General features: G+C 55.1%; 16 protein-coding genes, 6 tRNA genes and 3 rRNA genes. 2 read left to right on the top strand and 23 right to left on the bottom strand.

Annotated features, from left to right (window positions below; translation table 11 throughout):
* Nucleotides 1-17 precede the first annotated feature (17 nt).
* The 22 genes from rpoC to tyrS form a co-directional block, all read right to left on the bottom strand.
* Nucleotides 18-4,217 (bottom strand): DNA-directed RNA polymerase subunit beta', encoded by a 4,200-nt coding sequence (gene rpoC / locus CS390_RS22065; RefSeq protein WP_065761367.1) that lies wholly within the window; start codon nt 4,215-4,217, stop codon nt 18-20.
* Between the two features lie 65 nt (nt 4,218-4,282).
* On the bottom strand, nt 4,283-8,356 hold the full coding sequence (gene rpoB / locus CS390_RS22070) for a DNA-directed RNA polymerase subunit beta (RefSeq protein ID WP_065761368.1): 4,074 nt from the start codon (nt 8,354-8,356) through the stop codon (nt 4,283-4,285).
* Between the two features lie 218 nt (nt 8,357-8,574).
* Nucleotides 8,575-8,937 (bottom strand): 50S ribosomal protein L7/L12, encoded by a 363-nt coding sequence (gene rplL, locus CS390_RS22075; RefSeq protein ID WP_065761369.1) that lies wholly within the window; start codon nt 8,935-8,937, stop codon nt 8,575-8,577.
* 80 nt (nt 8,938-9,017) lie between these two features.
* Nucleotides 9,018-9,518 carry a 50S ribosomal protein L10 gene (gene rplJ, locus CS390_RS22080; protein ID WP_065761370.1) on the bottom strand — a complete coding sequence of 167 codons (501 nt, stop codon included), beginning with the start codon at nt 9,516-9,518 and terminating at the stop codon, nt 9,018-9,020.
* 200 nt (nt 9,519-9,718) lie between these two features.
* Entirely contained in the window at nt 9,719-10,414 is a 696-nt protein-coding gene (rplA, locus tag CS390_RS22085) for a 50S ribosomal protein L1 (RefSeq protein WP_065761371.1), read from the bottom strand.
* Entirely contained in the window at nt 10,414-10,845 is a 432-nt protein-coding gene (rplK, locus tag CS390_RS22090; protein WP_065761372.1) for a 50S ribosomal protein L11, read from the bottom strand. Before rplK ends, rplA begins: the two co-directional genes overlap by 1 nt.
* Before the next feature lie 117 nt (nt 10,846-10,962).
* Nucleotides 10,963-11,496, bottom strand: coding sequence for a transcription termination/antitermination protein NusG (nusG, locus tag CS390_RS22095; protein ID WP_065761373.1), 534 nt, complete (start codon nt 11,494-11,496; stop codon nt 10,963-10,965).
* A gap of 9 nt (nt 11,497-11,505) precedes the next feature.
* Complete coding sequence (gene secE / locus CS390_RS22100) at nt 11,506-11,874, bottom strand: preprotein translocase subunit SecE (protein ID WP_065761374.1); 369 nt, start codon at nt 11,872-11,874, stop codon at nt 11,506-11,508.
* A gap of 45 nt (nt 11,875-11,919) precedes the next feature.
* A tRNA-Trp gene (locus CS390_RS22105) sits at nt 11,920-11,995 on the bottom strand.
* 54 nt (nt 11,996-12,049) lie between these two features.
* On the bottom strand, nt 12,050-13,243 hold the full coding sequence (gene tuf / locus CS390_RS22110; RefSeq protein ID WP_099775971.1) for an elongation factor Tu: 1,194 nt from the start codon (nt 13,241-13,243) through the stop codon (nt 12,050-12,052).
* An 85-nt stretch (nt 13,244-13,328) separates the two neighbouring features.
* A tRNA-Thr gene (locus CS390_RS22115) sits at nt 13,329-13,404 on the bottom strand.
* A 26-nt stretch (nt 13,405-13,430) separates the two neighbouring features.
* Nucleotides 13,431-13,504: transfer RNA gene (locus tag CS390_RS22120), tRNA-Gly, on the bottom strand.
* A gap of 23 nt (nt 13,505-13,527) precedes the next feature.
* Nucleotides 13,528-13,612 (bottom strand) — tRNA-Tyr (locus CS390_RS22125).
* Between the two features lie 144 nt (nt 13,613-13,756).
* Nucleotides 13,757-14,185: a hypothetical protein gene (locus tag CS390_RS22130; protein ID WP_065761970.1), complete on the bottom strand. Its 429-nt coding sequence runs from the start codon at nt 14,183-14,185 to the stop codon at nt 13,757-13,759.
* Between the two features lie 7 nt (nt 14,186-14,192).
* Entirely contained in the window at nt 14,193-14,942 is a 750-nt protein-coding gene (locus CS390_RS22135) for a pantothenate kinase (RefSeq protein ID WP_099775973.1), read from the bottom strand.
* On the bottom strand, nt 14,932-15,891 hold the full coding sequence (birA, locus tag CS390_RS22140; protein WP_099775975.1) for a bifunctional biotin--[acetyl-CoA-carboxylase] ligase/biotin operon repressor BirA: 960 nt from the start codon (nt 15,889-15,891) through the stop codon (nt 14,932-14,934). Before birA ends, CS390_RS22135 begins: the two co-directional genes overlap by 11 nt.
* A gap of 266 nt (nt 15,892-16,157) precedes the next feature.
* Nucleotides 16,158-16,273: ribosomal RNA gene (gene rrf / locus CS390_RS22145) — 5S ribosomal RNA — on the bottom strand.
* A gap of 137 nt (nt 16,274-16,410) precedes the next feature.
* A 23S ribosomal RNA gene (locus CS390_RS22150) occupies nt 16,411-19,301 on the bottom strand.
* A 243-nt stretch (nt 19,302-19,544) separates the two neighbouring features.
* Nucleotides 19,545-19,620, bottom strand: a tRNA-Ala gene (locus tag CS390_RS22155).
* Between the two features lie 30 nt (nt 19,621-19,650).
* Nucleotides 19,651-19,727, bottom strand: a tRNA-Ile gene (locus tag CS390_RS22160).
* A 65-nt stretch (nt 19,728-19,792) separates the two neighbouring features.
* Nucleotides 19,793-21,329, bottom strand: a 16S ribosomal RNA gene (locus CS390_RS22165).
* Together the 16S, 23S and 5S rRNA genes with 2 tRNA genes alongside form the textbook arrangement of a ribosomal RNA operon.
* Nucleotides 21,330-21,826: 497 nt before the next feature.
* Nucleotides 21,827-23,026 carry a tyrosine--tRNA ligase gene (tyrS, locus tag CS390_RS22175; protein WP_065759002.1) on the bottom strand — a complete coding sequence of 400 codons (1,200 nt, stop codon included), beginning with the start codon at nt 23,024-23,026 and terminating at the stop codon, nt 21,827-21,829.
* 209 nt (nt 23,027-23,235) lie between these two features.
* Here tyrS and CS390_RS22180 point away from each other — a divergent pair, with 209 nt between their 5' ends.
* Both CS390_RS22180 and CS390_RS22185 read left to right on the top strand, forming a co-directional pair.
* On the top strand, nt 23,236-24,648 hold the full coding sequence (locus tag CS390_RS22180) for a peptidoglycan DD-metalloendopeptidase family protein (protein ID WP_065759003.1): 1,413 nt from the start codon (nt 23,236-23,238) through the stop codon (nt 24,646-24,648).
* Between the two features lie 3 nt (nt 24,649-24,651).
* Nucleotides 24,652-25,749 (top strand): anhydro-N-acetylmuramic acid kinase, encoded by a 1,098-nt coding sequence (locus CS390_RS22185; RefSeq protein WP_099775977.1) that lies wholly within the window; start codon nt 24,652-24,654, stop codon nt 25,747-25,749.
* Nucleotides 25,750-25,803: 54 nt separating this feature from the next.
* On the opposite strand, the gene erpA is transcribed toward CS390_RS22185, so the two are convergent.
* Nucleotides 25,804-26,154, bottom strand: coding sequence for an iron-sulfur cluster insertion protein ErpA (erpA, locus tag CS390_RS22190; protein ID WP_065759005.1), 351 nt, complete (start codon nt 26,152-26,154; stop codon nt 25,804-25,806).
* Nucleotide 26,155 lies beyond the last annotated feature (1 nt).

A 26,155-nucleotide genomic window follows, 5' to 3' on the forward strand; every position in this document is an offset into this window, starting at 1 on the left:
CCACCAGGGCCCTACGCTTAGTTGCCGCTGGAGTTCAGCGCTTCAGTCAGTGCGGCTTCCACCTCACTGGCACTTACACGCAGCGGCTTGTCGGCATCACGGCGACGCTTGCGCTCGCTGTGGTAAGCCAGACCGGTACCGGCCGGGATCAGACGACCTACGACCACGTTCTCTTTCAGGCCGCGCAGGTAATCGCGCTTGCCGGTTACCGCCGCTTCGGTCAGCACTCGGGTGGTCTCCTGGAAGGAGGCCGCCGAGATGAACGACTCGGTGGAGAGCGAAGCCTTGGTGATACCCAACAGTACGCGCGAGAACTTGGAGACGAACTTGTCTTCAGAAGCCAAGCGCTCGTTCTCTACCAGTACCTGGGTCAACTCCATCTGGTCGCCCTTGATGAAGCTGGAATCACCCGACTCGGCGATCTCAACCTTACGCAGCATCTGACGCAGGATGGTCTCGATGTGCTTGTCGTTGATCTTAACGCCTTGCAGACGGTAAACGTCCTGAATCTCGTTGACGATGTACTTGGCCAGCGCGCTCACACCCAGCAAACGCAGGATGTCGTGCGGATCGCTTGGACCGTCGGAGATAACTTCACCACGGTTCACTTGTTCGCCTTCGAAGACGTTCAGGTGACGCCACTTCGGAATCAGCTCTTCGTACGGCTCGCTGCCATCGTTCGGAGTGATAACCAGGCGGCGCTTGCCCTTGGTTTCTTTACCGAATGCAATGGTACCGCTGACTTCCGCGAGAATCGACGCTTCCTTCGGACGACGCGCTTCGAACAAGTCGGCAACGCGCGGCAGACCACCGGTGATGTCACGGGTCTTGGAAGTTTCTTGCGGGATACGTGCAATAACGTCACCCACACCGATTTGCGCACCGTCAGCAACACCAACCAGGGCGTTCGCCGGCAGGAAGTACTGAGCTGGTACATCGGTACCCGGCAGCAGCAGATCCTTGCCATTGGCGTCGACCATCTTGATTGCAGGACGAATTTCCTTACCTGCAGCCGGACGGTCTTTAACGTCCAATACTTCGATGTTGGTCAAACCAGTCAATTCGTCGGTCTGACGCTTGATGGTAATGCCTTCTTCCATGCCCACGAAGGTCACGGTACCTTTCATTTCGGTAACGATCGGGTGGGTGTGCGGGTCCCACTTGGCAACGATCGCGCCAGCGTCGACCTTGTCACCTTCCTTGACCGAAATCACAGCACCGTAAGGCAGCTTGTAGCGCTCACGCTCACGACCGAATTCGTCGGCAATGGCCAGCTCACCGGAGCGCGAGACCGCGACCAGATTGCCATCGGCACGCTCAACCTGCTTGAGGTTGTGCAGGCGAACCATACCGCCGTTCTTCACCTGGACGCTGTCGGCAGCCGAAGTACGGCTCGCAGCACCACCGATGTGGAACGTACGCATGGTCAGCTGGGTACCAGGCTCACCGATCGACTGGGCAGCGATAACGCCGACAGCCTCACCGATGTTGACCTGATGACCGCGAGCCAGGTCACGACCGTAGCACTTGGCACAGATACCGTAACGGGTTTCACAGCTGATCGGCGAGCGCACGATAACTTCATCGATGCTGTTCAGCTCGATGAACTCAACCCACTTCTCGTCTACCAGAGTGCCAGCAGGGACGATGACTTCGTCGGTGCCAGGCTTGAATACGTCTCGGGCAATTACACGACCAAGTACACGCTCACCCAGCGGCTCAACGACGTCGCCACCTTCAATGTGCGGCGTCATCAGCAGGCCCTGTTCGGTGCCGCAATCGATCTCGGTCACTACCAGATCCTGCGCAACGTCTACCAGACGACGCGTCAGATAACCGGAGTTCGCAGTCTTCAACGCGGTATCCGCAAGACCCTTACGAGCACCGTGAGTCGAGATGAAGTACTGCAGTACGCTCAGACCTTCACGGAAGTTCGCGGTGATCGGCGTCTCGATGATCGAGCCGTCCGGCTTGGCCATCAGACCACGCATACCGGCCAACTGACGAATCTGAGCTGCCGAACCCCGAGCACCGGAGTCAGCCATCATGTACATGGAGTTGAAGGACTCTTGCTCGACTTCGTTGCCATCACGGTCGATAACCTTCTCTTTCGAGAGGTTGGCCATCATCGCCTTGGAAACTTCGTCGTTCGCCTTCGACCACAGGTCGATTACCTTGTTGTACTTCTCGCCCTGGGTTACCAGGCCGGAAGCGTACTGGCTCTCGATCTCTTTCACTTCGTCGGTAGCAGTACCGATGATGCGGGCTTTCTCATCCGGGATAACGAAGTCGTTAACACCGATGGAAACGCCAGAAATGGTCGAGTAGGCAAAACCGGTGTACATCAACTGGTCAGCGAAGATCACGGTCTCTTTCAGACCAACAACGCGGTAGCATTGGTTGATCAGCTTGGAGATCGCCTTTTTCTTCATCGGCTGGTTGACCACGTCGTACGACAGGCCGGCCGGAACCACCTGGAACAGCAGCGCACGGCCAACGGTTGTGTCGACGATACGGGTGTTCTTGACGCTGCCACCATCACGATCATTGACGGTTTCGTTGATACGAACCTTGATCTTGGCGTGCAGAGCGGCCTCACCAGCGCGGAACACGCGGTCGACTTCCTGCAGGTCAGCAAAAACGCGACCTTCGCCCTTGGCGTTGATGGCTTCACGGGTCATGTAGTACAGACCCAGTACCACGTCCTGCGAAGGAACGATGATCGGCTCACCGTTGGCTGGCGACAGGATGTTGTTGGTCGACATCATCAGCGCGCGCGCTTCCAGCTGGGCTTCCAGCGTCAGCGGCACGTGAACGGCCATCTGGTCACCGTCGAAGTCGGCGTTGTACGCAGCACAGACCAACGGGTGCAGCTGGATAGCCTTACCTTCGATCAGTACCGGTTCAAAAGCCTGGATACCCAGACGGTGAAGGGTCGGTGCACGGTTAAGCAGTACGGGGTGTTCGCGAATCACTTCGGCAAGAACGTCCCAGACCTCTGGCAGCTCGCGCTCGACCATTTTCTTGGCCGCTTTGATGGTGGTCGCCAGACCGCGCATCTCCAGCTTGCCGAAAATGAATGGTTTGAACAGCTCCAGAGCCATCTTCTTCGGCAGACCGCACTGGTGCAGACGCAGGGTCGGACCTACGGTAATTACCGAACGGCCAGAGTAGTCAACGCGCTTACCGAGCAAGTTCTGACGGAAACGACCTTGCTTACCCTTGATCATGTCAGCCAGGGATTTCAGAGGACGCTTGTTCGAGCCAGTGATGGCGCGGCCACGACGGCCGTTGTCGAGCAGTGCGTCGACCGCTTCCTGCAGCATGCGCTTTTCGTTGCGCACGATGATATCTGGCGCGGACAGGTCGAGCAGGCGCTTCAGACGGTTGTTACGGTTGATCACCCGACGATACAGATCGTTCAGGTCGGAGGTCGCGAAACGACCGCCGTCCAGCGGAACCAATGGGCGCAGATCTGGCGGCAGAACCGGCAGAACGGTCAGAACCATCCACTCAGGCAGGTTGCCGGAGCCCTGGAAGGCCTCCATCAGCTTCAGACGCTTGGACAGCTTCTTGATCTTGGTTTCCGAGTTGGTCTGCGGAATCTCTTCGCGCAGGCGGCCAATTTCGTGCTCCAGATCGATAGCGTGCAGCAGCTCACGTACAGCTTCGGCACCCATACGAGCGTCAAAGTCGTCGCCGAACTCTTCCAGCGCTTCGAAGTACTGCTCATCGTTCAGCAGTTGACCCTTTTCAAGGGTGGTCATGCCTGGATCGATAACGACATAGCTCTCGAAGTAGAGAACACGTTCGATATCACGCAGGGTCATGTCCATCAGCAAGCCGATACGCGACGGCAGGGACTTCAGGAACCAGATGTGGGCAACCGGAGAGGCCAGCTCGATGTGCGCCATGCGCTCACGACGAACCTTGGCCAGGGCGACTTCAACGCCGCACTTCTCACAGATAACACCACGGTGCTTCAGGCGCTTGTACTTACCGCACAGGCACTCGTAGTCCTTGACTGGACCAAAAATCTTGGCGCAGAACAGACCGTCACGCTCGGGTTTGAACGTACGGTAGTTGATGGTTTCCGGTTTTTTAACTTCACCGAACGACCACGAACGGATCATCTCAGGCGAGGCCAATCCGATACGGATGGCGTCGAACTCTTCGACTTGACCCTGGTTTTTCAGCAAATTCAGTAGGTCTTTCAAGGCCTTTCCTCCTGGCGGAGCAGGGAGCGGGCTTGTTCAGCCACGCTCCCGATTCGCGTCACGTGTTATTCGGTTTCCAGATCGATATCGATACCGAGCGAACGAATCTCTTTGATCAACACGTTGAAGGACTCGGGCATGCCCGGCTCCATACGGTGATCGCCGTCCACGATGTTTTTGTACATCTTGGTCCGACCGTTCACGTCGTCCGACTTCACTGTGAGCATTTCTTGCAGGGTGTATGCCGCGCCGTATGCTTCCAGCGCCCACACTTCCATCTCCCCGAAACGCTGACCACCGAACTGCGCCTTACCACCCAGCGGCTGCTGAGTAACCAGGCTATAAGAACCAGTGGAACGCGCGTGCATCTTGTCGTCCACCAAGTGGTTCAGCTTGAGCATGTACATGTAACCAACGGTCACTGGACGCTCGAACTTGTTGCCGGTACGACCGTCGAACAGCTGCATCTGGCCGCTTTCTGGCATGTCTGCCAGTTTCAGCATGGCCTTGATTTCTTGCTCCTTGGCACCATCGAAGACCGGAGTTGCCATTGGCACACCGCCTTTCAGGTTTTTGGCCAGGTCAAGGATTTCCTGGTCGGTGAACGACTCCAGGTTCTCCTGACGACCACCGATTTCGTTGTAGATCTCGGTGAGGAACTTACGCAGTTCAGCGACTTTACGCTGCTCTTCGAGCATGCGGTTGATCTTCTCGCCCAAGCCCTTGGCCGCGAGGCCCAGGTGGGTTTCCAGGATCTGACCGACGTTCATACGCGATGGTACACCCAGCGGGTTGAGTACCACGTCTACCGGCGTACCGTTGGCATCGTGCGGCATGTCTTCGACAGGCATGATCACGGAGACCACACCCTTGTTACCGTGACGACCAGCCATCTTGTCGCCCGGCTGGATGCGACGACGGATTGCCAGGTAGACCTTGACGATCTTCAGTACGCCAGGAGCGAGGTCATCGCCCTGCTGCAGCTTGCGTTTCTTGTCTTCGAACTTGTCGTCCAGCAGACGGCGACGATCAACGATGTAGGCCTGGGCCTTCTCCAGTTGCTCGTTCAGCGCGTCTTCGGCCATGCGCAGTTTGAACCACTGGCCGTGCTCCAGACCGTCCAGAACTTCGTTAGTGATCTCGGTGCCTTTCTTCAGGCCCGCACCACCTTCAACGATCTGACCATTCAGGGCTGCACGCAGACGCTCGAAGGTTGCCCCTTCGACGATACGGAACTCTTCGTTGAGGTCTTTACGGATTTCGTCCAGCTGCATCTTCTCGATGGACAGCGCACGGCTATCGCGCTCGACACCATCACGGGTGAAGACCTGAACGTCGATGACAGTACCTTTGGTGCCGGTCGGCACGCGCAGGGAGGTGTCTTTAACGTCGCTAGCCTTCTCACCGAAGATCGCACGCAGCAGTTTTTCTTCCGGAGTCAGTTGAGTCTCGCCTTTTGGCGTGACCTTGCCGACCAGAATATCGCCAGCGCCAACCTCAGCACCAACATAAACAATACCGGCTTCGTCCAGCTTGTTCAGCGCAGCTTCACCCACATTCGGGATGTCCGCGGTGATTTCCTCTGGGCCAAGCTTGGTGTCACGGGCCACACAGGTCAGTTCCTGAATGTGGATCGTGGTGAAACGGTCTTCCTGAACCACACGCTCGGACAGGCAGATGGAGTCTTCGAAGTTGAAGCCGTTCCATGCCATGAACGCGATGCGCATGTTCTGACCCAGTGCCAGTTCACCCATATCGGTGGACGGGCCGTCAGCCATGATGTCGCCACGCTCGACGCGATCACCTTTGCTCACCAGCGGACGCTGGTTGATGCAGGTGTTCTGGTTAGAACGGGTGTACTTGGTCAGGTTGTAGATGTCGACACCCGCTTCGCCGGTTTCGACTTCATCATCGGCAACACGGACCACGATACGACTGGCATCGACGGAGTCGATAACGCCACCACGACGAGCCACAACGCAAACGCCGGAGTCGCGTGCTACGTTGCGCTCCATACCGGTACCGACCAGCGGCTTGTCAGCACGCAGGGTTGGTACAGCTTGACGCTGCATGTTCGAACCCATCAACGCACGGTTGGCGTCATCGTGCTCGAGGAACGGAATCAGCGACGCTGCAACCGAAACTACCTGCTTCGGCGAAACGTCCATCAGGGTGACGTCTTCCGGCGCCTTGACGGTGAATTCGTTCAGGTGACGAACGGCTACCAGTTCATCGATCAGTTGCTTCTTATCGTTCATCGCGGCCGAAGCCTGAGCGATGACGTGATCTGCTTCTTCGATCGCCGACAGGAACACGATTTCGTCGGTAACAACGCCCTCTTTCACCACACGGTACGGGCTTTCCAGGAAGCCGTACTGGTTGGTGCGCGCATATGCGGCCAAGGAGTTGATCAGACCGATGTTCGGACCTTCAGGGGTCTCGATCGGGCAAACGCGACCGTAGTGAGTCGGGTGTACGTCACGAACCTCAAAGCCCGCGCGCTCACGAGTCAGACCGCCAGGGCCGAGTGCAGAGACACGACGCTTGTGGGTAATTTCGGAGAGCGGGTTGTTCTGGTCCATGAACTGGGACAGCTGGCTCGAACCGAAGAACTCTTTCACCGCAGCCGCAACCGGCTTGGCGTTGATCAGGTCTTGCGGCATCAGGCCTTCGCTTTCTGCCATCGACAGACGTTCCTTGACCGCACGCTCGACGCGCACCAGGCCAACACGGAACTGGTTCTCAGCCATTTCGCCAACACAACGTACACGGCGGTTACCCAGGTGGTCGATGTCATCGACGATACCTTTGCCGTTACGAATGTCGACCAGGGTCTTCAGAACCTCGACGATGTCTTCCTTGCTCAGTACGCCCGAACCCTCGATCTCGGTACGACCGATACGACGGTTGAACTTCATGCGGCCAACAGCGGACAGATCGTACCGCTCGGCGCTGAAGAACAGGTTGTTGAACAGGGTCTCGGCAGCGTCCTTGGTTGGCGGCTCGCCTGGACGCATCATGCGGTAGATCTCGACCAGGGCTTCCAGCTGGTTGCCGGTAGAGTCGATTTTCAGGGTATCCGAAATGAACGGACCGCAGTCGATATCGTTGGTGTAGAGCGTCTCGATACGGACAACCTGAGCCTTGGCGATCTTGATCAGCAGCTCGGTGGTCAGTTCGGTGTTGCACTCACACAGGATTTCGCCGGTAGCCGGGTGCACGATGGCCTTGGCGGTGGTGCGACCCAAGACGTATTCCATTGGAACGTCCAGGTGCTTGACGCCTGCCTTTTCGAGCTGGTTGATGTGGCGGGCAGTAATACGACGGCCCTGCTCCACGATCACCTTCCCGGTCTCGTCATGGATGTCCATGACTGCGATTTCGCCACGCAGACGCTGAGGAACCAGTTCCAGGCTGAGTTTTTCACCGGAAACATGGAAAACGTTGGTGGTGTAGAAAGCGTTCAACACTTCTTCAGTGCTGTAGCCCAGCGCGCGCAGCAGCACCGAAGCCGGCAGCTTGCGGCGACGGTCGATACGAACGAATACGCAGTCTTTCGGGTCGAATTCGAAGTCCAACCACGAACCACGGTAAGGAATGATCCGAGCCGAGTACAACAGTTTGCCAGAGCTGTGAGTCTTGCCACGGTCGTGGTCGAAGAACACACCTGGCGAACGGTGCAGCTGGGAAACGATAACACGCTCGGTACCGTTAATAACGAAGGTACCGTTTTCAGTCATCAGGGGGATTTCACCCATGTAGACTTCTTGCTCTTTGATGTCCTTGATCGCTTTGTTCGACGACTCTTTGTCGAAAATGATCAGACGCACCTTCACCCGCAGTGGTACGGCGAAGGTTACGCCGCGCAGTACGCATTCTTTGACATCAAAAGCCGGTTCGCCCAGACGATAGCCAACGTACTCCAAGGCAGCATTGCCGGAGTAGCTGATGATCGGGAAAACCGATTTGAAGGCCGCATGCAGGCCCACGTCGCGGAACTGATCTTTGGTCGCTCCCGCTTGCAAGAATTCACGATACGAATCCAGCTGGATGGCCAGGAGGTAAGGCACATCCATGACGTCCGGCAACTTGCTAAAGTCCTTGCGGATACGTTTTTTCTCAGTGTATGAGTAAGCCATCAGCGTTCCCCAGCTTGGTCACCTGCTTGTTTGGCTCCTCCCGACGGAAGCAGCCAGAAAATCGTGCAAACCCCTTGGTTTGCGCCACCGTCTCGGTGGTTGCAGCTCGTTATCGGGGCCGACCTGGTCGGCCGCCAATAACGGAAAAAGGCCGGTGGCAAGAGCCACCAGCCATCAGCCGTTCGCTTAACGCTTGGGCTGGATACGCAAAGTCGGAGTTACTTAACTTCGACTTTAGCGCCTGCTTCTTCCAGAGCTTTCTTCAGAGCTTCAGCTTCTTCTTTCGAAGCGTTCTCTTTCACGACGCCCAGGTCGTCAACAACAGCCTTGGCTTCTTTCAGGCCCAGACCGGTGGCTTCACGAACAGCCTTGATGACGTTTACTTTCTTGTCGCCGGCTTCAACCAGTTTAACGGTGAACTCGGTTTGCTCTTCAACAACGGCAGCGGCAGCAGCTGGGCCAGCAGCGGCAACAGCAGCGGTAACGCCGAAGGTTTCTTCCATTGCTTTGATCAGCTCAACAACTTCCAGAACGGTTTTCTGGCCGATTGCTTCGATGATTTGTTCGTTAGTCAGAGACATGACTATAAATTCCTGTATTGGGGTGACAGCCTACGCAGCCATCAAATTAAACGTATGATTTCGAAAGCGCTTGCGGTGCCTTAGGCAGCAGCAGCTTCTTTCTGGTCGCGAACGGCCGCCAAAGTACGAGCCAGCTTGCTGGTAGCGCCTTGAATCACGCTCATCAGCCTTGCAATGGCTTCGTCGCGAGTTGGCAGCGAAGCCAACACGTCGATCTCGTTTGCTGCGAGGAACTTGCCCTCGAACGCAGCTGCCTTGATCTCGAACTTGTCCTGACCTTTAGCGAATTCCTTGAACAAACGGGCAGCAGCGCCTGGATGTTCGTTGGAGAACGCGATCAAGGTCGGGCCGGTGAAGGCGTCGTTGAGGACACTGTATTCAGTGTCAGCAACTGCACGCTTGAGCAGGGTGTTACGTACAACACGTACGTAAACGCCAGCTTCACGAGCCTCTTTACGGAGTCCGGTCATAGCGCCTACAGTCACGCCACGGGCATCAGCCACGACAGCGGACAGAGCAGCTTTGGCAGCCTCGTTGACTTCAGCGACGATGGCCTTCTTGTCTTCGAGTTTAATTGCCACGGGTTTAACTCCTGCTTGTTACCGTTTCATTCGACCGAGGCCGAATGTCGTTTTGGTGTCTGATTCGGTAAGGAATCGGGAGCACCATCTGCGTAGGCTTGAGGTTTAAGACTTGCGTCGCCTACGGTCTTGGATAGCCCCCGCCAGGCAGGGACCCCAATTTTGCAAAGCGGGCGCGATCGCTCGCACCCACCGATGTCTTACGCGCTCAGCGAGCTCTGATCGATGACCAGACCTGGGCCCATAGTGGTGCTCAGGGTAACGCGCTTGACGTAGATACCTTTCGAAGAAGCTGGCTTGATACGCTTCAGATCAGCGATCAGGGCTTCAACGTTTTCCTTCAGCTTGACAGCATCAAAGCCGACTTTGCCAACGGAGGTGTGGATGATGCCGTTTTTGTCGGTGCGATAACGAACCTGACCAGCCTTGGCGTTTTTAACCGCGGTAGCTACGTCTGGAGTTACAGTACCAACCTTCGGGTTTGGCATCAGGCCGCGAGGACCCAGTACCTGACCCAACTGACCTACAACACGCATTGCGTCCGGGGAGGCAATAACGACGTCATAGTTCAGATCGCCGCCTTTCATTTCGGCAGCCAGATCGTCCATACCTACACGGTCAGCGCCGGCAGCCAGAGCGGCCTCAGCAGCTGGACCCTGAGTGAAGACAGCTACGCGTACGGTCTTGCCAGTGCCGTGCGGCAGCACAGTTGCGCTGCGAACAACCTGGTCAGATTTACGCGGGTCAACACCGAGGTTGACTGCAACGTCGAAGGACTCGCTGAACTTCACGGTGGACAGTTCGGCCAGCAGAGCTGCTGCGTCTTCAAAGTTGTAAACTTTGCCAGCTTCAACCTTCGAAGCGATGGCCTTTTGGCGCTTGGTCAGCTTAGCCATTACACACCCTCCACGTTGAGGCCCATGCTGCGAGCAGAACCGGCGATGGTACGCACGGCTGCTTCCAGGTCAGCGGCAGTCAGATCAGCTTTCTTAGCTTTTGCGATCTCTTCCAGCTGAGCGCGGTTCACAGTACCAACCTTGACAGTGTTCGGACGAGCCGAACCGCTGGTCAGGCCAGCTGCTTTCTTCAGCAGAACCGAAGCAGGGGTGCTCTTGGTTTCGAAGGTGAAGCTGCGGTCACTGTAAACAGTGATGATCACTGGAGTCGGCAGACCTGGTTCTTGACCCTGAGTACGGGCGTTGAAGGCCTTGCAGAATTCCATGATGTTCACACCGTGTTGACCCAGTGCAGGACCAACGGGTGGGCTTGGGTTGGCCTGGCCGGCCTTTACTTGCAGCTTGATGTAAGCCTGAATCTTCTTAGCCATGAGCTACTCCAATATCGGGTACGAACGCCTAATGGCTCCCCGGATTACTTACGTTTTATCCCAGTGACGACAAAACCCCGCAGCACAAGGCTGCGGGGTATGGGATGCTGGGTTCAGTTAGACCTTCTCGACCTGACTGAACTCGAGCTCCACCGGAGTAGAGCGTCCGAAAATGAGCACTGCGACCTGCAGCCTGCTCTTCTCGTAGTTAACTTCTTCGACAGTGCCGTTGAAATCAGCGAACGGACCGTCGATGACACGAACGACCTCGCCCGGCTCGAACAACGTCTTCGGCTTCGGCTTGTCGCTGCCATCAGCAACACGACGGAGAATCGCTTCTGCCTCTTTATCAGTGATAGGCGCAGGTTTATCTGCCGTACCACCGATGAAGCCCATGACGCGAGGGGTATCCTTGACCAAGTGCCAAGTCCCTTCGTTCATGTCCATCTGAACCAATACGTAGCCTGGAAAGAACTTACGCTCGCTCTTGCGCTTCTGGCCATTGCGCATCTCGACCACTTCTTCGGTCGGGACCAGAATTTCGCCGAAACCGTCTTCCATGCCAGCCAGTTTTACGCGCTCGATCAACGAGCGCATGACATGCTTCTCGTAACCCGAGTAAGCATGCACGACGTACCAACGCTTAGCCACGGGACACCCTTAGCCGACAATCAACGAAATCAACCAACCGAGCAGGGAATCAAGCCCCCACAACAGTAGCGCCATAACCAGAACGACCGCCACTACGATAAGGGTGGTCTGAGTGGTTTCTTGGCGGGTTGGCCATACAACTTTACGAATCTCGGTACGAGCTTCCTTAGCCAGCGCAAAAAACGACCTACCCTTAGCCGTCTGCAGCGCAACGAAGGCAGCAGCAGCAGCAAGAACAAGGAGCGCGATTACGCGGTACAGAATCGGGGATGCGCTGTAGTATTGGTTACCAACAACGCCTACGATCACCAAAGCGACAACAGCAAGCCACTTGAGCAGATCAAAACGAGAGTCTTGGGCTTCAGACTTGGAAGTCATCTAGGAGGATCCTGTGAAAAGAAAGCCAGACACACGAGGTGAATCTGGCAGGTCAGGAGGGAATCGAACCCCCAACCTACGGTTTTGGAGACCGTCGCTCTGCCAATTGAGCTACTGACCTAAAAGCTTAATCAGGCCGACCATTATGCCGGCCCGATAGAAATAAATCAACTACTTATTCGAGAACCTTTGCAACCACACCAGCGCCGACGGTACGACCGCCTTCACGGATAGCGAAACGCAGACCATCTTCCATTGCGATGGTTTTGATCAGAGTGACAGTCATCTGGATGTTGTCACCTGGCATTACCATTTCAACGCCTTCTGGCAGCTCGCAGTTACCAGTCACGTCAGTAGTACGGAAGTAGAACTGTGGACGGTAGCCTTTGAAGAACGGAGTATGACGACCGCCTTCTTCCTTGCTCAGAACGTAAACTTCTGCGGTGAACTTGGTGTGCGGCTTAACCGAACCCGGCTTAACCAGAACCTGACCACGCTCAACGTCGTCACGCTTAGTACCACGCAGCAGAACGCCGCAGTTCTCGCCAGCACGACCTTCGTCGAGCAACTTGCGGAACATTTCAACACCAGTGCAGGTGGTGGTGGCAGTGTCGCGCAGACCAACAATTTCCAGAGCATCTTGAACGCGGACAATACCACGCTCGATACGACCAGTAACAACAGTACCGCGACCCGAGATCGAGAACACATCTTCGATTGGCATCAGGAACGGCTTGTCGATGGCACGCTCTGGCTCCGGGATGTAGCTATCCAAGGTTTCAACCAGCTTCTTGACAGCAGTTGTACCCATGCCATTGTCGTCTTTGCCTTCCAGCGCCATACGAGCAGAACCGATGATGATCGGAGTGTCGTCGCCCGGGAAGTCATAGGTGGACAGCAGGTCGCGAACTTCCATCTCAACCAGTTCCAGCAGCTCTGCATCGTCCACCAGGTCAGCCTTGTTCAGGAAGACCACGATGTAGGGAACACCTACCTGACGGGACAGCAGGATATGCTCACGGGTTTGCGGCATCGGACCATCAGCGGCCGAGCAAACCAAGATAGCGCCGTCCATCTGGGCAGCACCAGTGATCATGTTCTTCACATAGTCAGCGTGACCTGGGCAGTCAACGTGAGCATAGTGACGAATATTCGAGTCATACTCGACGTGCGCGGTGTTAATGGTGATACCGCGAGCTTTTTCTTCTGGAGCGCTGTCAATCTTATCAAAATCGACTTTAGCCGAACCGAAAACTTCGGAGCAAACGCGAGTCAGCGCAGCAGTCAACGTGGTCTTACCATGGTCAACGTGACCAATAGTACCTACGTTCACGTGCGGCTTGTTACGTTCGAACTTTTCCTTAGCCATCGAGACTGTCCCCCGCAGAAGAATTTAACTAGTCACGCCAACCATTAAAACAAAGGCAGATATTTTCATATCTGCCTTGTTAATATGGAGCTCTTGAGCGGATTTGAACCGCTGACCTCACCCTTACCAAGGGTGTGCTCTACCAACTGAGCTACAAGAGCCTTACACTTTGCAAAAACAGCAAACCTGGAGCGGGTAGCGGGAATCGAACCCGCATCATCAGCTTGGAAGGCTGAGGTTCTACCACTAAACTATACCCGCGGAGCTTGCAGCTCTCGCTAAACTGGTGGAGGGGGAAGGATTCGAACCTTCGAAGTCGTAGACGTCAGATTTACAGTCTGATCCCTTTGGCCGCTCGGGAACCCCTCCTGAACGTGGGCAGCATTTTCAACTCTTGCTGCCTTCCTGTCAAGCTTTTTCTCATTAAAATCTTGAGGTTAGCTAATTTGACAGTTGCTACACAGGCTTTCCAACTAGTGGTGTTCCCTGTGAAGCGGGCGCCATTCTATCAAGCTATTCAGCAGTTGCAATACCCTCGCACAACATTATTTTATGTTTTAAGTCTTTGAAATCATGGGAAAGTGTCGCGAGCAGCGCTTCGCCCAGTAAACGTCGGCTTTGGGGCGCCACCTGCAGCCAGAATCCCGGGCTGTCACCCAGCACCCCAACTACCTGTGCAGTCGCCACATCCAACGAAACCAAACGCTGACGAAGCGCATTCAATTGCTCAACCTTGGCAAGGCCACCGATGTAGAGACAATCTTCAGCCTGCTGCGCGCTGCGCCCTCCAGCCCCCGACTCACTCAAAAGGCGAATACCCTGCTGACTACCTTTATACAAAGACAGCGGGGCTACCTCCTTTGCCTTCAAAGGCGCTTCTTGCTGATGCCAGACGTAATAAACAGCATTGAGCACCACCAAGAGAAGAAACAACCAGCGCATAGATACCTCAATCCAGGGGGCAGGCTATCGCCAGACCAACAAACACTAGATCCGGTACCACGCGAGCACACGGAGCCACCTGATGAACCAGGGGCGCATCACCACCCGTGAGGAACAGTGTAAATGCCCCTCCAAAAAGCGAGTGAGCCTGCTCTACCTGTGTCAATACGAACCCTTGGAGCATTAACAGACAGCCGCGCTCAACCGCCTCGACAGTCGAACGCCCAGGCTCCACGCTTGAGAGCGCACGCTCTGCTGCGGCGTCGTCATAACGGATACGACGGGTATGGGTGCGCAGCTGATTACGCATCAACGGCAACCCAGGGCAAATAAACCCCCCAAGATGCGCCCCGTCAGCCGCGACAAAGTCGGCCGTTACCGCTGTACCGAAGTCGATAACCACACAAGCACCCTTGGCCAGATGATAGCCACCCAAAAGCGCCAACCAACGATCCAGCCCCAATCGCTGGAAATCATCATAGCCATTACGAACCCCGGCCAACTCTTTCGCTGGCTCAGCACTAACAACCAGCAGACCGAACTGCTCAACCAGAGCTGCACGCAGTCCTGCTGTCTCATCCTCTCCCCTGACACTGACCAAGCGACAGCATCGAGGGGCGCTACCTGGAACTGCATGGATCGAGGCAATCAATGCTTCATTGGACTCAACGACGCCACCAGCGACTATCGAGGCATCCTCAGAGCGAATGATTCGCCATTTGATAAAGCTGTTACCGCAATCGAGCTCAAGAATCATCGCGCAACCTCAAACTGAGCTCTCCGCCACTAAAGCTCTTTTCAACACCATCGACCTCAAGACGCAGAGCCCCCTGACGATCAATGCCTCTCACCACACCATCGACCTGATGATTACCTGCAATAAGCGATACCGCGCGACCTTGCCAGAGGTGCGCCTTCTCCCACTCACCCTGGAATACTGCAAATCCCGACTGGCGATGCCGAACCAGGTCTTCCTGCAGGTTCTGATTGAGCAGAGCGACCAGCTGATTGCGATCAACGACCTCCCCAACCTCTCGCCATATGGACGTCCATTGCTGATCCACTTCACTGCTGGCCTGCATGTTGACGTTGATCCCAACGCCCATCACCACGTGGCAAACATCTGCAGGATCACCTACAAGTTCTAGCAAGATACCGGCGATTTTTTGATTATTCACCAACACATCGTTTGGCCACTTAAGACCTGCGCCACTGACACCATAGGCATGTAGCGTGCGCATCACCGCCAAGCCAACGACCAGGCTAAGCCCTTCCAACTGGCGCATACCACCCTCTATCCGCAGTACCAGACTGTAATAAAGGTTCTCTGCAAACGGACTGGCCCAACTACGCCCACGACGGCCTCGCCCGGCCGTTTGCCGCTCAGCCAGAACAATAAAAGGAGCAACTCGCCCCTCATTGACCTCACGGAGCGCCTGGGCATTTGTCGAGTCGATTGAGTCGAAAATCAATGCCGGCCACGACTCGTCGACAGATCGCTCTGCAATTGCCGCCGTTTCCAGCAAGGACAATGGCGTCGCCAGCTGATAACCGCGACCGCGGACTTTATAAATAGGCAAGTTCAGCTCAGCCTCAAGGTGCTGCAACTGCTTCCAGACAGCACTGCGACTGACACCCAAGGCGGCCCCCAGCGCCTGTCCGGAATGAAACCGGCCATCTTTAAGGAGGTTTAACAACTTCAGCATGCCAATCTCGACTCACAATGAGGCAGGCATGATAGCCATGCCTCGAAGACTTGCATAGAAATCTGTAGCCACGAGAGACGACATGGGAGCCGGAAAGCCCAGCCATGGAGGGGCCTCCCTGAGTGGATCGCACACTGCCAGCCGCTTAGAGGCCACAAGCCAGCCCACAAACGTGAAATAGCGACAGCCGCCCTGCTGGCAATGTTTTCCAGGCCACAAAGACAAAACCCCTACCTGCATGCGCAGATAGGGGTTTCGGAATTTAATCTTGACGATGACCTACTCTCACATGGGGAAACCCCACACTACCATCGGCGATGCATCGTTTCACTGCTGAGTTCGGGATGGGATCAGGTGGTTCCAATGCTCTATGGTCGTCAAGAAATTCTGTGTACCAGACCGTCTTTCGACGCTCCAGCAAATCGGGTATGTGATAGTTGTGAGTCGCAAACTTTCGGTTCGTTTCGTCTTCACAACACCGCAATCTGGTCATTTCGACGCAAATTGCTTGGGTGTTATATGGTCAAGCCTCACGGGCAATTAGTATTGGTTAGCTCAATGCCTCACAGCACTTACACACCCAACCTATCAACGTCGTAGTCTTCGACGGCCCTTCAGGGAGCTCAAGGCTCCAGTGAGATCTCATCTTGAGGCAAGTTTCCCGCTTAGATGCTTTCAGCGGTTATCTCTTCCGAACATAGCTACCCGGCAATGCCACTGGCGTGACAACCGGAACACCAGAGGTTCGTCCACTCCGGTCCTCTCGTACTAGGAGCAGCCCCTCTCAAATCTCAAACGTCCACGGCAGATAGGGACCGAACTGTCTCACGACGTTCTAAACCCAGCTCGCGTACCACTTTAAATGGCGAACAGCCATACCCTTGGGACCGGCTTCAGCCCCAGGATGTGATGAGCCGACATCGAGGTGCCAAACACCGCCGTCGATATGAACTCTTGGGCGGTATCAGCCTGTTATCCCCGGAGTACCTTTTATCCGTTGAGCGATGGCCCTTCCATACAGAACCACCGGATCACTAAGACCTACTTTCGTACCTGCTCGACGTGTCTGTCTCGCAGTCAAGCGCGCTTTTGCCTTTATACTCTACGACCGATTTCCGACCGGTCTGAGCGCACCTTCGTACTCCTCCGTTACTCTTTAGGAGGAGACCGCCCCAGTCAAACTACCCACCATACACTGTCCTCGATCCGGATGACGGACCTGAGTTAGAACCTCAAAGTTGCCAGGGTGGTATTTCAAGGATGGCTCCACGCGAACTGGCGTCCACGCTTCAAAGCCTCCCACCTATCCTACACAAGCAAATTCAAAGTCCAGTGCAAAGCTATAGTAAAGGTTCACGGGGTCTTTCCGTCTAGCCGCGGATACACTGCATCTTCACAGCGATTTCAATTTCACTGAGTCTCGGGTGGAGACAGCGCCGCCATCGTTACGCCATTCGTGCAGGTCGGAACTTACCCGACAAGGAATTTCGCTACCTTAGGACCGTTATAGTTACGGCCGCCGTTTACCGGGGCTTCGATCAAGAGCTTCGCGTTAGCTAACCCCATCAATTAACCTTCCGGCACCGGGCAGGCGTCACACCCTATACGTCCACTTTCGTGTTTGCAGAGTGCTGTGTTTTTAATAAACAGTCGCAGCGGCCTGGTATCTTCGACCGGCATGGGCTTACGGAGCAAGTCCTTCACCCTCACCGGCGCACCTTCTCCCGAAGTTACGGTGCCATTTTGCCTAGTTCCTTCACCCGAGTTCTCTCAAGCGCCTTGGTATTCTCTACCCAACCACCTGTGTCGGTTTGGGGTACGGTTCCTGGTTATCTGAAGCTTAGAAGCTTTTCTTGGAAGCATGGCATCAACCACTTCGCGCTCTAAAGAGCACTCGTCATCAGCTCTCGGCCTTAAGATCCCGGATTTACCTAAGATCTCAGCCTACCACCTTAAACTTGGACAACCAACGCCAAGCTGGCCTAGCCTTCTCCGTCCCTCCATCGCAATAACCAGAAGTACAGGAATATTAACCTGTTTTCCATCGACTACGCTTTTCAGCCTCGCCTTAGGGACCGACTAACCCTGCGTCGATTAACGTTGCGCAGGAAACCTTGGTCTTTCGGCGTGGGAGTTTTTCACTCCCATTGTCGTTACTCATGTCAGCATTCGCACTTCTGATACCTCCAGCAAGCTTCTCAACTCACCTTCACAGGCTTACAGAACGCTCCTCTACCGCGTCACCTAAGTGACACCCGTAGCTTCGGTGCATGGTTTGAGCCCCGTTACATCTTCCGCGCAGGCCGACTCGACTAGTGAGCTATTACGCTTTCTTTAAAGGGTGGCTGCTTCTAAGCCAACCTCCTAGCTGTCTAAGCCTTCCCACATCGTTTCCCACTTAACCATGACTTTGGGACCTTAGCTGACGGTCTGGGTTGTTTCCCTTTTCACGACGGACGTTAGCACCCGCCGTGTGTCTCCCATGCTCGGCACTTGTAGGTATTCGGAGTTTGCATCGGTTTGGTAAGTCGGGATGACCCCCTAGCCGAAACAGTGCTCTACCCCCTACAGTGATACATGAGGCGCTACCTAAATAGCTTTCGAGGAGAACCAGCTATCTCCGAGCTTGATTAGCCTTTCACTCCGATCCACAGGTCATCCGCTAACTTTTCAACGGTAGTCGGTTCGGTCCTCCAGTCAGTGTTACCTAACCTTCAACCTGCCCATGGATAGATCGCCCGGTTTCGGGTCTATACCCAGCGACTAAACGCCCTATTAAGACTCGCTTTCGCTACGCCTCCCCTATTCGGTTAAGCTCGCCACTGAATATAAGTCGCTGACCCATTATACAAAAGGTACGCAGTCACCTAACAAAGTAGGCTCCCACTGCTTGTACGCATACGGTTTCAGGATCTATTTCACTCCCCTCTCCGGGGTTCTTTTCGCCTTTCCCTCACGGTACTAGTTCACTATCGGTCAGTCAGTAGTATTTAGCCTTGGAGGATGGTCCCCCCATATTCAGACAAAGTTTCTCGTGCTCCGTCCTACTCGATTTCATTGATAAGAGATTTTCGCGTACAGGGCTATCACCCACTATGGCCGCACTTTCCAGAGCGTTCCGCTAATCTCAAATCAACTTAAGGGCTAGTCCCCGTTCGCTCGCCACTACTAAGGGAATCTCGGTTGATTTCTTTTCCTCAGGGTACTTAGATGTTTCAGTTCCCCTGGTTCGCCTCTTGCACCTATGTATTCAGTACAAGATACCTAGGTTATCCTAGGTGGGTTCCCCCATTCAGAGATCTCCGGATCAAAGTCTGTTTGCCGACTCCCCGAAGCTTATCGCAGGCTACCACGTCTTTCATCGCCTCTGACTGCCAAGGCATCCACCGTATGCGCTTCTTCACTTGACCATATAACCCCAAGCAATCTGGTTATACTGTGAAGACGACATTCGCCGAAAATTCGCAATACTCTTAAGACTTAAGAGACACTCACAAATTTTACCTTAGCCTGAATAAACACCAGTGAAAGTGCTATTCAGTCTATTTCTATCACATACCCAAATTTTTAAAGAACGATTCTGAAAAAGTTCAGAAATCAATATTCGACGCGAATATTCATTTCTAAGCTTTGACGTGGTAAGCAAGTGGAGATGGTGGAGCCAAGCGGGATCGAACCGCTGACCTCCTGCGTGCAAGGCAGGCGCTCTCCCAGCTGAGCTATGGCCCCGTATTGCTACAGGCTTTCACCACAAGTAATTGGTGGGTCTGGGCAGATTCGAACTGCCGACCTCACCCTTATCAGGGGTGCGCTCTAACCAACTGAGCTACAGACCCAATCGTCTTCTTCAATGAATCAAGCAATTCGTGTGGGAGCTTATGAAGCAGCTGATGTCGTCGATTAAGGAGGTGATCCAGCCGCAGGTTCCCCTACGGCTACCTTGTTACGACTTCACCCCAGTCATGAATCACACCGTGGTAACCGTCCTCCCGAAGGTTAGACTAGCTACTTCTGGTGCAACCCACTCCCATGGTGTGACGGGCGGTGTGTACAAGGCCCGGGAACGTATTCACCGCGACATTCTGATTCGCGATTACTAGCGATTCCGACTTCACGCAGTCGAGTTGCAGACTGCGATCCGGACTACGATCGGTTTTGTGAGATTAGCTCCACCTCGCGGCTTGGCAACCCTCTGTACCGACCATTGTAGCACGTGTGTAGCCCAGGCCGTAAGGGCCATGATGACTTGACGTCATCCCCACCTTCCTCCGGTTTGTCACCGGCAGTCTCCTTAGAGTGCCCACCATTACGTGCTGGTAACTAAGGACAAGGGTTGCGCTCGTTACGGGACTTAACCCAACATCTCACGACACGAGCTGACGACAGCCATGCAGCACCTGTCTCAATGTTCCCGAAGGCACCAATCCATCTCTGGAAAGTTCATTGGATGTCAAGGCCTGGTAAGGTTCTTCGCGTTGCTTCGAATTAAACCACATGCTCCACCGCTTGTGCGGGCCCCCGTCAATTCATTTGAGTTTTAACCTTGCGGCCGTACTCCCCAGGCGGTCAACTTAATGCGTTAGCTGCGCCACTAAAATCTCAAGGATTCCAACGGCTAGTTGACATCGTTTACGGCGTGGACTACCAGGGTATCTAATCCTGTTTGCTCCCCACGCTTTCGCACCTCAGTGTCAGTATGAGCCCAGGTGGTCGCCTTCGCCACTGGTGTTCCTTCCTATATCTACGCATTTCACCGCTACACAGGAAATTCCACCACCCTCTGCCCTACTCTAGCTCGCCAGTTTTGGATGCAGTTCCCAGGTTGAGCCCGGGGATTTCACATCCAACTTAACGAACCACCTACGCGCGCTTTACGCCCAGTAATTCCGATTAACGCTTGCACCCTCTGTATTACCGCGGCTGCTGGCACAGAGTTAGCCGGTGCTTATTCTGTCGGTAACGTCAAAACAGCAAGGTATTAGCTTACTGCCCTTCCTCCCAACTTAAAGTGCTTTACAATCCGAAGACCTTCTTCACACACGCGGCATGGCTGGATCAGGCTTTCGCCCATTGTCCAATATTCCCCACTGCTGCCTCCCGTAGGAGTCTGGACCGTGTCTCAGTTCCAGTGTGACTGATCATCCTCTCAGACCAGTTACGGATCGTCGCCTTGGTGAGCCATTACCTCACCAACTAGCTAATCCGACCTAGGCTCATCTGATAGCGCAAGGCCCGAAGGTCCCCTGCTTTCTCCCGTAGGACGTATGCGGTATTAGCGTTCCTTTCGAAACGTTGTCCCCCACTACCAGGCAGATTCCTAGGTATTACTCACCCGTCCGCCGCTGAATCAAGGAGCAAGCTCCCGTCATCCGCTCGACTTGCATGTGTTAGGCCTGCCGCCAGCGTTCAATCTGAGCCATGATCAAACTCTTCAGTTCAATACTGCTTGGGTTTTGAGAAAACCCTAAACTTGGCTCAGCAATCTCAAATGACTATTTCGATTTCTCGTGTAGTCACTTGTGATGCTGATAATCTTTTTGACTATCAGTCTGACCTCACAAGCACCCACACGAATTGCTTGATTCGATTGTTAAAGAGCGGTTGGTTAAGAGCTTTTCGTCTCAACCGAGGCGCGCATTCTACGCTTTCCTCTGTCTCTGTCAAGCGTTTATTTTGAAGTTTTTCAGAATTTTCCGTTCAACTTCAACCACTTGACTCGCTTCGATCTCTCGTTAGCGGGAGGCGAATTCTACAGCGTTTCAACTCGCTGTCAACCACCTTTTTCACCGCTGCCGATCTATTCGACCGAAGCACTTCCAGCACCATCTTTAAACATCTAACTCGTTGATTACCAAGGAGTTTTCCGTTTCGACTACGCCGGAAGTGGGGCGAATTATAGACAGTTACAATTCGCCGTCAAGCCTTATTTACAAACTCACTCAGCCTTCAGCGTAATACGCGCAAAGGCCTTCTTGCCGGCCTGGCAAACATGAGTGGCGCCCAACGCGAATACGAAGCCACGATCAACGACCTCGCCATCAATGCGCACACTACCCGCCGCCAGAAGATCGCGAGCCGCAGCAGCATTCTTGACCAGCCCAGCCTTATTAAGGACAGCCGCAATCGGCATCTCTTCATCGGCAGGCACTACAACCTCGGGCAGGTCTTCTGGCAACTCGCCATCCTTCATGCGATTGCCCGCGGCACGGTGTGCGTTCGCAGCAGCCTCTTCACCATGGAAGCGCGCAACGATCTCTTCAGCCAGCTTGATCTTGATGTCCCGCGGATTAGCGCCCGCCTCTACCTCTGCACGGAATGCATTGATCTCTTCCATGGACCGGAAGCTCAACAACTCGAAGTAACGCCACATCAAGGTGTCCGGGATCGAGACAAGCTTGCTGTACATCACACCCGGCGCTTCCTGGATACCAACATAGTTCCCGAGGGACTTGGACATCTTCTTGACACCATCAAGCCCCTCAAGCAGTGGCATGGTGACAATATTCTGAGGTTCCTGACCGTAACCGCGCTGAAGTTCGCGCCCCATCAGCAGATTGAACTTCTGATCGGTACCACCCAGTTCAACATCCGCCTTCAGCGCTACCGAGTCATACCCCTGCACCAGCGGGTAGAGGAACTCATGGATCGCGATCGGTTGATTGGTGGTGTAGCGCTTATGGAAGTCATCCCGCTCCAGCATACGCGCAACCGTGTATTGGGACGCCAGGCGAATGAAATCAGCCGGGGTCAGCGCATCCATCCAGGTCGAGTTGAATGCAACTTCTGTCTTGGCTGGGTCAAGGATCTTGAACACCTGCTGTTTATACGTCTCGGCATTTTCCAGCACCTGCTCGCGAGTCAGCGGCGGACGCGTAGCACTCTTGCCACTCGGATCCCCGATCATCCCGGTGAAGTCCCCAATCAGGAAGATCACTTGATGCCCCAGATCCTGGAACTGACGCAGCTTGTTAATAAGGACGGTATGCCCCAGGTGCAGGTCAGGCGCGGTAGGGTCGAAACCCGCCTTGATCCGCAGCGGCTGACCGCGCTTGAGCTTCTCGACCAGTTCGGACTCGACCAGTACCTCTTCCGCACCACGTTTGATCAGCTCTAGCTGCTCTTCAACCGACTTCATGACAGACCCGTAAGGCTCAGATTAAAAGGCCCCAACCATACAAGATCAGCCGTCAATTACAAGTTTTTGGCCTGAATGTGACCCAACACCCGACTGATGACGTCTGCCCGCTTGCTTTGGAAGGGATTTGGTTATATTTTATACAGTTATTTCATCTTCATCATGTCATTCATCTTTTCCATTTCATCTTTTTCAAAGTCAATTTACCCATGAGCAACGAACCGCCTAAAGCGCCTCCGCTTTATCCGAAGAGCCATCTGTTGGCTGCGAGCGGCATTGCAGCCTTACTCAGCCTGGCTTTGCTGGTATTCCCATCCAGCGAAGTCGAGGCCAAGAAAACAACCCTGAACCTTGAGCTGGAAAGCCCAGTCGAGCAGCTTGAGCAACAACAAGCAACGCCACCGCTGGCCAGCGAAGAGGCTGCACCCTCACCGTTTGCCCAGATAGACAACGCTGACGAAAAAAACGAGCAAGCTGCCAAGGCGGAGCCTGCACCAACAGCAGAAACAGCTAAATCGCCTAGCCACCGCGAAGTCACCGTAGGCCGCGGCGATACGCTGTCGACACTGTTCAACAAAGTCGGCCTGCCAGCCAATGCGGTGCATGAGGTACTGGCCAGTAACAAGCAGGCCAAGCAGTTCAGCCAGCTCAAACATGGCCAGGTTCTGGAAATTGAACTGGACAAGGACGGCCAACTGTCCAGCCTGCACAGCAAGGTCAGCGACCTGGAAACCATCCGCCTGACCAAGACCAGCAACGGCTATGCGTTCAATCGCGAGATCAGCAAACCGACTGTACGCACTGCCTATGTGCACGGCGTCATCAAGAGCTCGCTTTCTGCGTCAGCACAACGTGCCGGCCTGTCTCACAGCCTGACCATGGATATGGCCGGTATCTTCGGCTACGACATCGACTTCGCTCAGGACATTCGCCAGGGTGACGAGTTCGATGTGATTTATGAACAGAAGGTAGTCAACGGCAAGGTCGTAGGCACCGGCAATATCCTTTCCGCCCGCTTCAGCAACCGCGGCAAGAGCTATAGCGCCGTTCGCTATACCAACAAGCAGGGCAACACCAGTTACTACACCGCCGACGGCAACAGCATGCGCAAGGCGTTCATCCGTACACCGGTTGATTTCGCACGTATCAGCTCGCGCTTCTCTGCTGGGCGTAAACACCCGATCCTGAACAAGATTCGCGCGCACAAAGGCGTCGACTATGCAGCGCCACGTGGGACGCCAATCAAAGCCGCTGGCGATGGCAAGGTGCTTCTGGCAGGGCGTCGCGGCGGCTATGGCAACACCGTCATCATTCAGCACGGTAACCGCTATCAGACGCTCTACGGGCATATGCAGGGCTTCGCAAAAGGCGTGAAGACCGGAGGCTCGGTCAAGCAGGGCCAGGTGATTGGTTATATCGGCACTACTGGCCTCTCCACCGGCCCACACCTGCACTATGAATTCCAGGTCAATGGCGTCCACGTCGACCCTCTGGGCCAGAAGCTACCCATGGCAGACCCTATCGCCAAGGCTGAACGCCAACGCTTCATGCAGCAGAGCCAACCGCTGATCGCACGCATGGACCAGGAAAAGGCCACCATGCTGGCCTCGAGCAAGCGTTAAGCGATGCCTCTCTATCTGGGGGTGATGTCCGGGACCAGCCTTGACGGCCTGGACATCGCATTGATCGAGCAAGCGCAACAGCTCAAGCCAACGCTACTCGCCACGCATTACATCCCCATGCCGGACACGCTTCGCCAGTCGCTACTGGCGTTGTGCGCCAGCGGGCCGGATGAAGTCGCCCGGGCAGCACTTGCCGAAAATGAGTGGGTGGCACTGGCAGCGACCGGAATCCAACAATTGCTGAGTACTCAGCACCTGCAACCCAGTGCCATTCGCGCCATTGGCAGCCACGGCCAGACCATTCGGCATGAACCGGCGCGCGGCTTCACTGTGCAGATCGGCAACCCAGCCCTGCTAGCCGAGCTCACGGGCATCAGCGTCGTCAGTGACTTCCGACGCCGCGACGTCGCCGCAGGCGGCCAGGGCGCCCCTCTGGTACCCGCCTTCCATGAATCGCTGTTCGAGCACCCAGGCGAACGCCTGGCAGTACTCAATGTCGGTGGTTTCAGCAACCTCAGCCTGATCGAGCACGGCATGCCAGTCAGAGGCTTTGACTGTGGTCCGGGCAACGTACTGCTGGACGCCTGGATTCAAGACTGCAAGGGGCTTAGCTTCGATGCAGGGGGTGCTTGGGCTGCGAGTGGGACGGTCATTCCGAGCTTGCTGTCTGCCTTGCTCAGTGACCCGTTCTTCGCGGAAACCGGCCCCAAGAGCACAGGCAGGGAAGTGTTTAACCTTCCATGGCTCAAGCACCACCTCAGCTCACAACCCATCCACAACGATGCCGACGTACAGGCCACACTGCTGGAGTTGACCGCACAAAGCATCATCAACTCACTGCAGGCAGCCCAACCGGGGACACAGGTACTGTTGGTATGCGGGGGCGGCGCGCACAACGACGTGCTGATACAGCGCTTGGCCAAGTTGCTTCCCGGTGCGCGGGTCAGCAGCACTGACGCTTGCGGCGTCGATCCGGACTGGGTAGAGGCGATGGCATTCGCCTGGTTGGCTCATTGCTGCCTGGAAGGCATTGCGGGCAATCGCCCCAGCGTCACCGGCGCCCGCGGCCCTCGGGTACTTGGCGCCATCTACTCTGCCTGAAGCGCAAAGCAAAACGCCGCGCAAGTGCGCGGCGTTAGCAGTAGACACCCGGCCTTAGATCGAAAACGAAGAACCGCAACCACAGGTGGTGGTAGCGTTAGGGTTCTTGATCACGAAACGCGAGCCTTCCAAACCTTCCTGGTAATCCACTTCGGCACCTGCCAGGTACTGGAAGCTCATCGGATCGACAACCAAGGCAACGCCTTCGCGCTCCACGACAGTATCGTCTTCGGCAACGTCTTCATCAAAGGTGAAACCATACTGAAAGCCGGAGCAACCGCCGCCCGTTACGAACACTCGCAACTTCAGACGATCATTACCCTCTTCATCGACCAGGGTCTTCACCTTGTGCGCGGCGCCCTGCGTGAATTGCAAGGCCGTAGGGGTGAAGGATTCGACGCTCATG

The sequence above is a fragment of the Pseudomonas sp. HLS-6 genome (assembly GCF_002753995.1).
In the GTDB taxonomy this organism is placed as follows: Bacteria; Pseudomonadota; Gammaproteobacteria; order Pseudomonadales; family Pseudomonadaceae; genus Aquipseudomonas; species Aquipseudomonas defluvii.

Excerpts from the sequence above, each read along its gene's own strand:
- secE (WP_065761374.1), bottom strand. The coding sequence starts at position 11,874 with ATGACTTCCAAGTCTGAAGCCCAAGACTCTCGTTTTGATCTGCTCAAG.
- rplL (WP_065761369.1), bottom strand. The coding sequence starts at position 8,937 with ATGTCTCTGACTAACGAACAAATCATCGAAGCAATCGGCCAGAAAACC.
- rpoB (WP_065761368.1), bottom strand. The coding sequence starts at position 8,356 with ATGGCTTACTCATACACTGAGAAAAAACGTATCCGCAAGGACTTTAGC.
- tyrS (WP_065759002.1), bottom strand. The coding sequence starts at position 23,026 with ATGAAGTCGGTTGAAGAGCAGCTAGAGCTGATCAAACGTGGTGCGGAA.
- CS390_RS22135 (WP_099775973.1), bottom strand. The coding sequence starts at position 14,942 with ATGATTCTTGAGCTCGATTGCGGTAACAGCTTTATCAAATGGCGAATC.
- CS390_RS22185 (WP_099775977.1), top strand. The coding sequence starts at position 24,652 with ATGCCTCTCTATCTGGGGGTGATGTCCGGGACCAGCCTTGACGGCCTG.
- CS390_RS22130 (WP_065761970.1), bottom strand. The coding sequence starts at position 14,185 with ATGCGCTGGTTGTTTCTTCTCTTGGTGGTGCTCAATGCTGTTTATTAC.
- rplA (WP_065761371.1), bottom strand. The coding sequence starts at position 10,414 with ATGGCTAAGCTGACCAAGCGCCAAAAGGCCATCGCTTCGAAGGTTGAA.
- tuf (WP_099775971.1), bottom strand. The coding sequence starts at position 13,243 with ATGGCTAAGGAAAAGTTCGAACGTAACAAGCCGCACGTGAACGTAGGT.
- birA (WP_099775975.1), bottom strand. The coding sequence starts at position 15,891 with ATGCTGAAGTTGTTAAACCTCCTTAAAGATGGCCGGTTTCATTCCGGA.
- CS390_RS22180 (WP_065759003.1), top strand. The coding sequence starts at position 23,236 with ATGAGCAACGAACCGCCTAAAGCGCCTCCGCTTTATCCGAAGAGCCAT.
- erpA (WP_065759005.1), bottom strand. The coding sequence starts at position 26,154 with ATGAGCGTCGAATCCTTCACCCCTACGGCCTTGCAATTCACGCAGGGC.
- rplK (WP_065761372.1), bottom strand. The coding sequence starts at position 10,845 with ATGGCTAAGAAGATTCAGGCTTACATCAAGCTGCAAGTAAAGGCCGGC.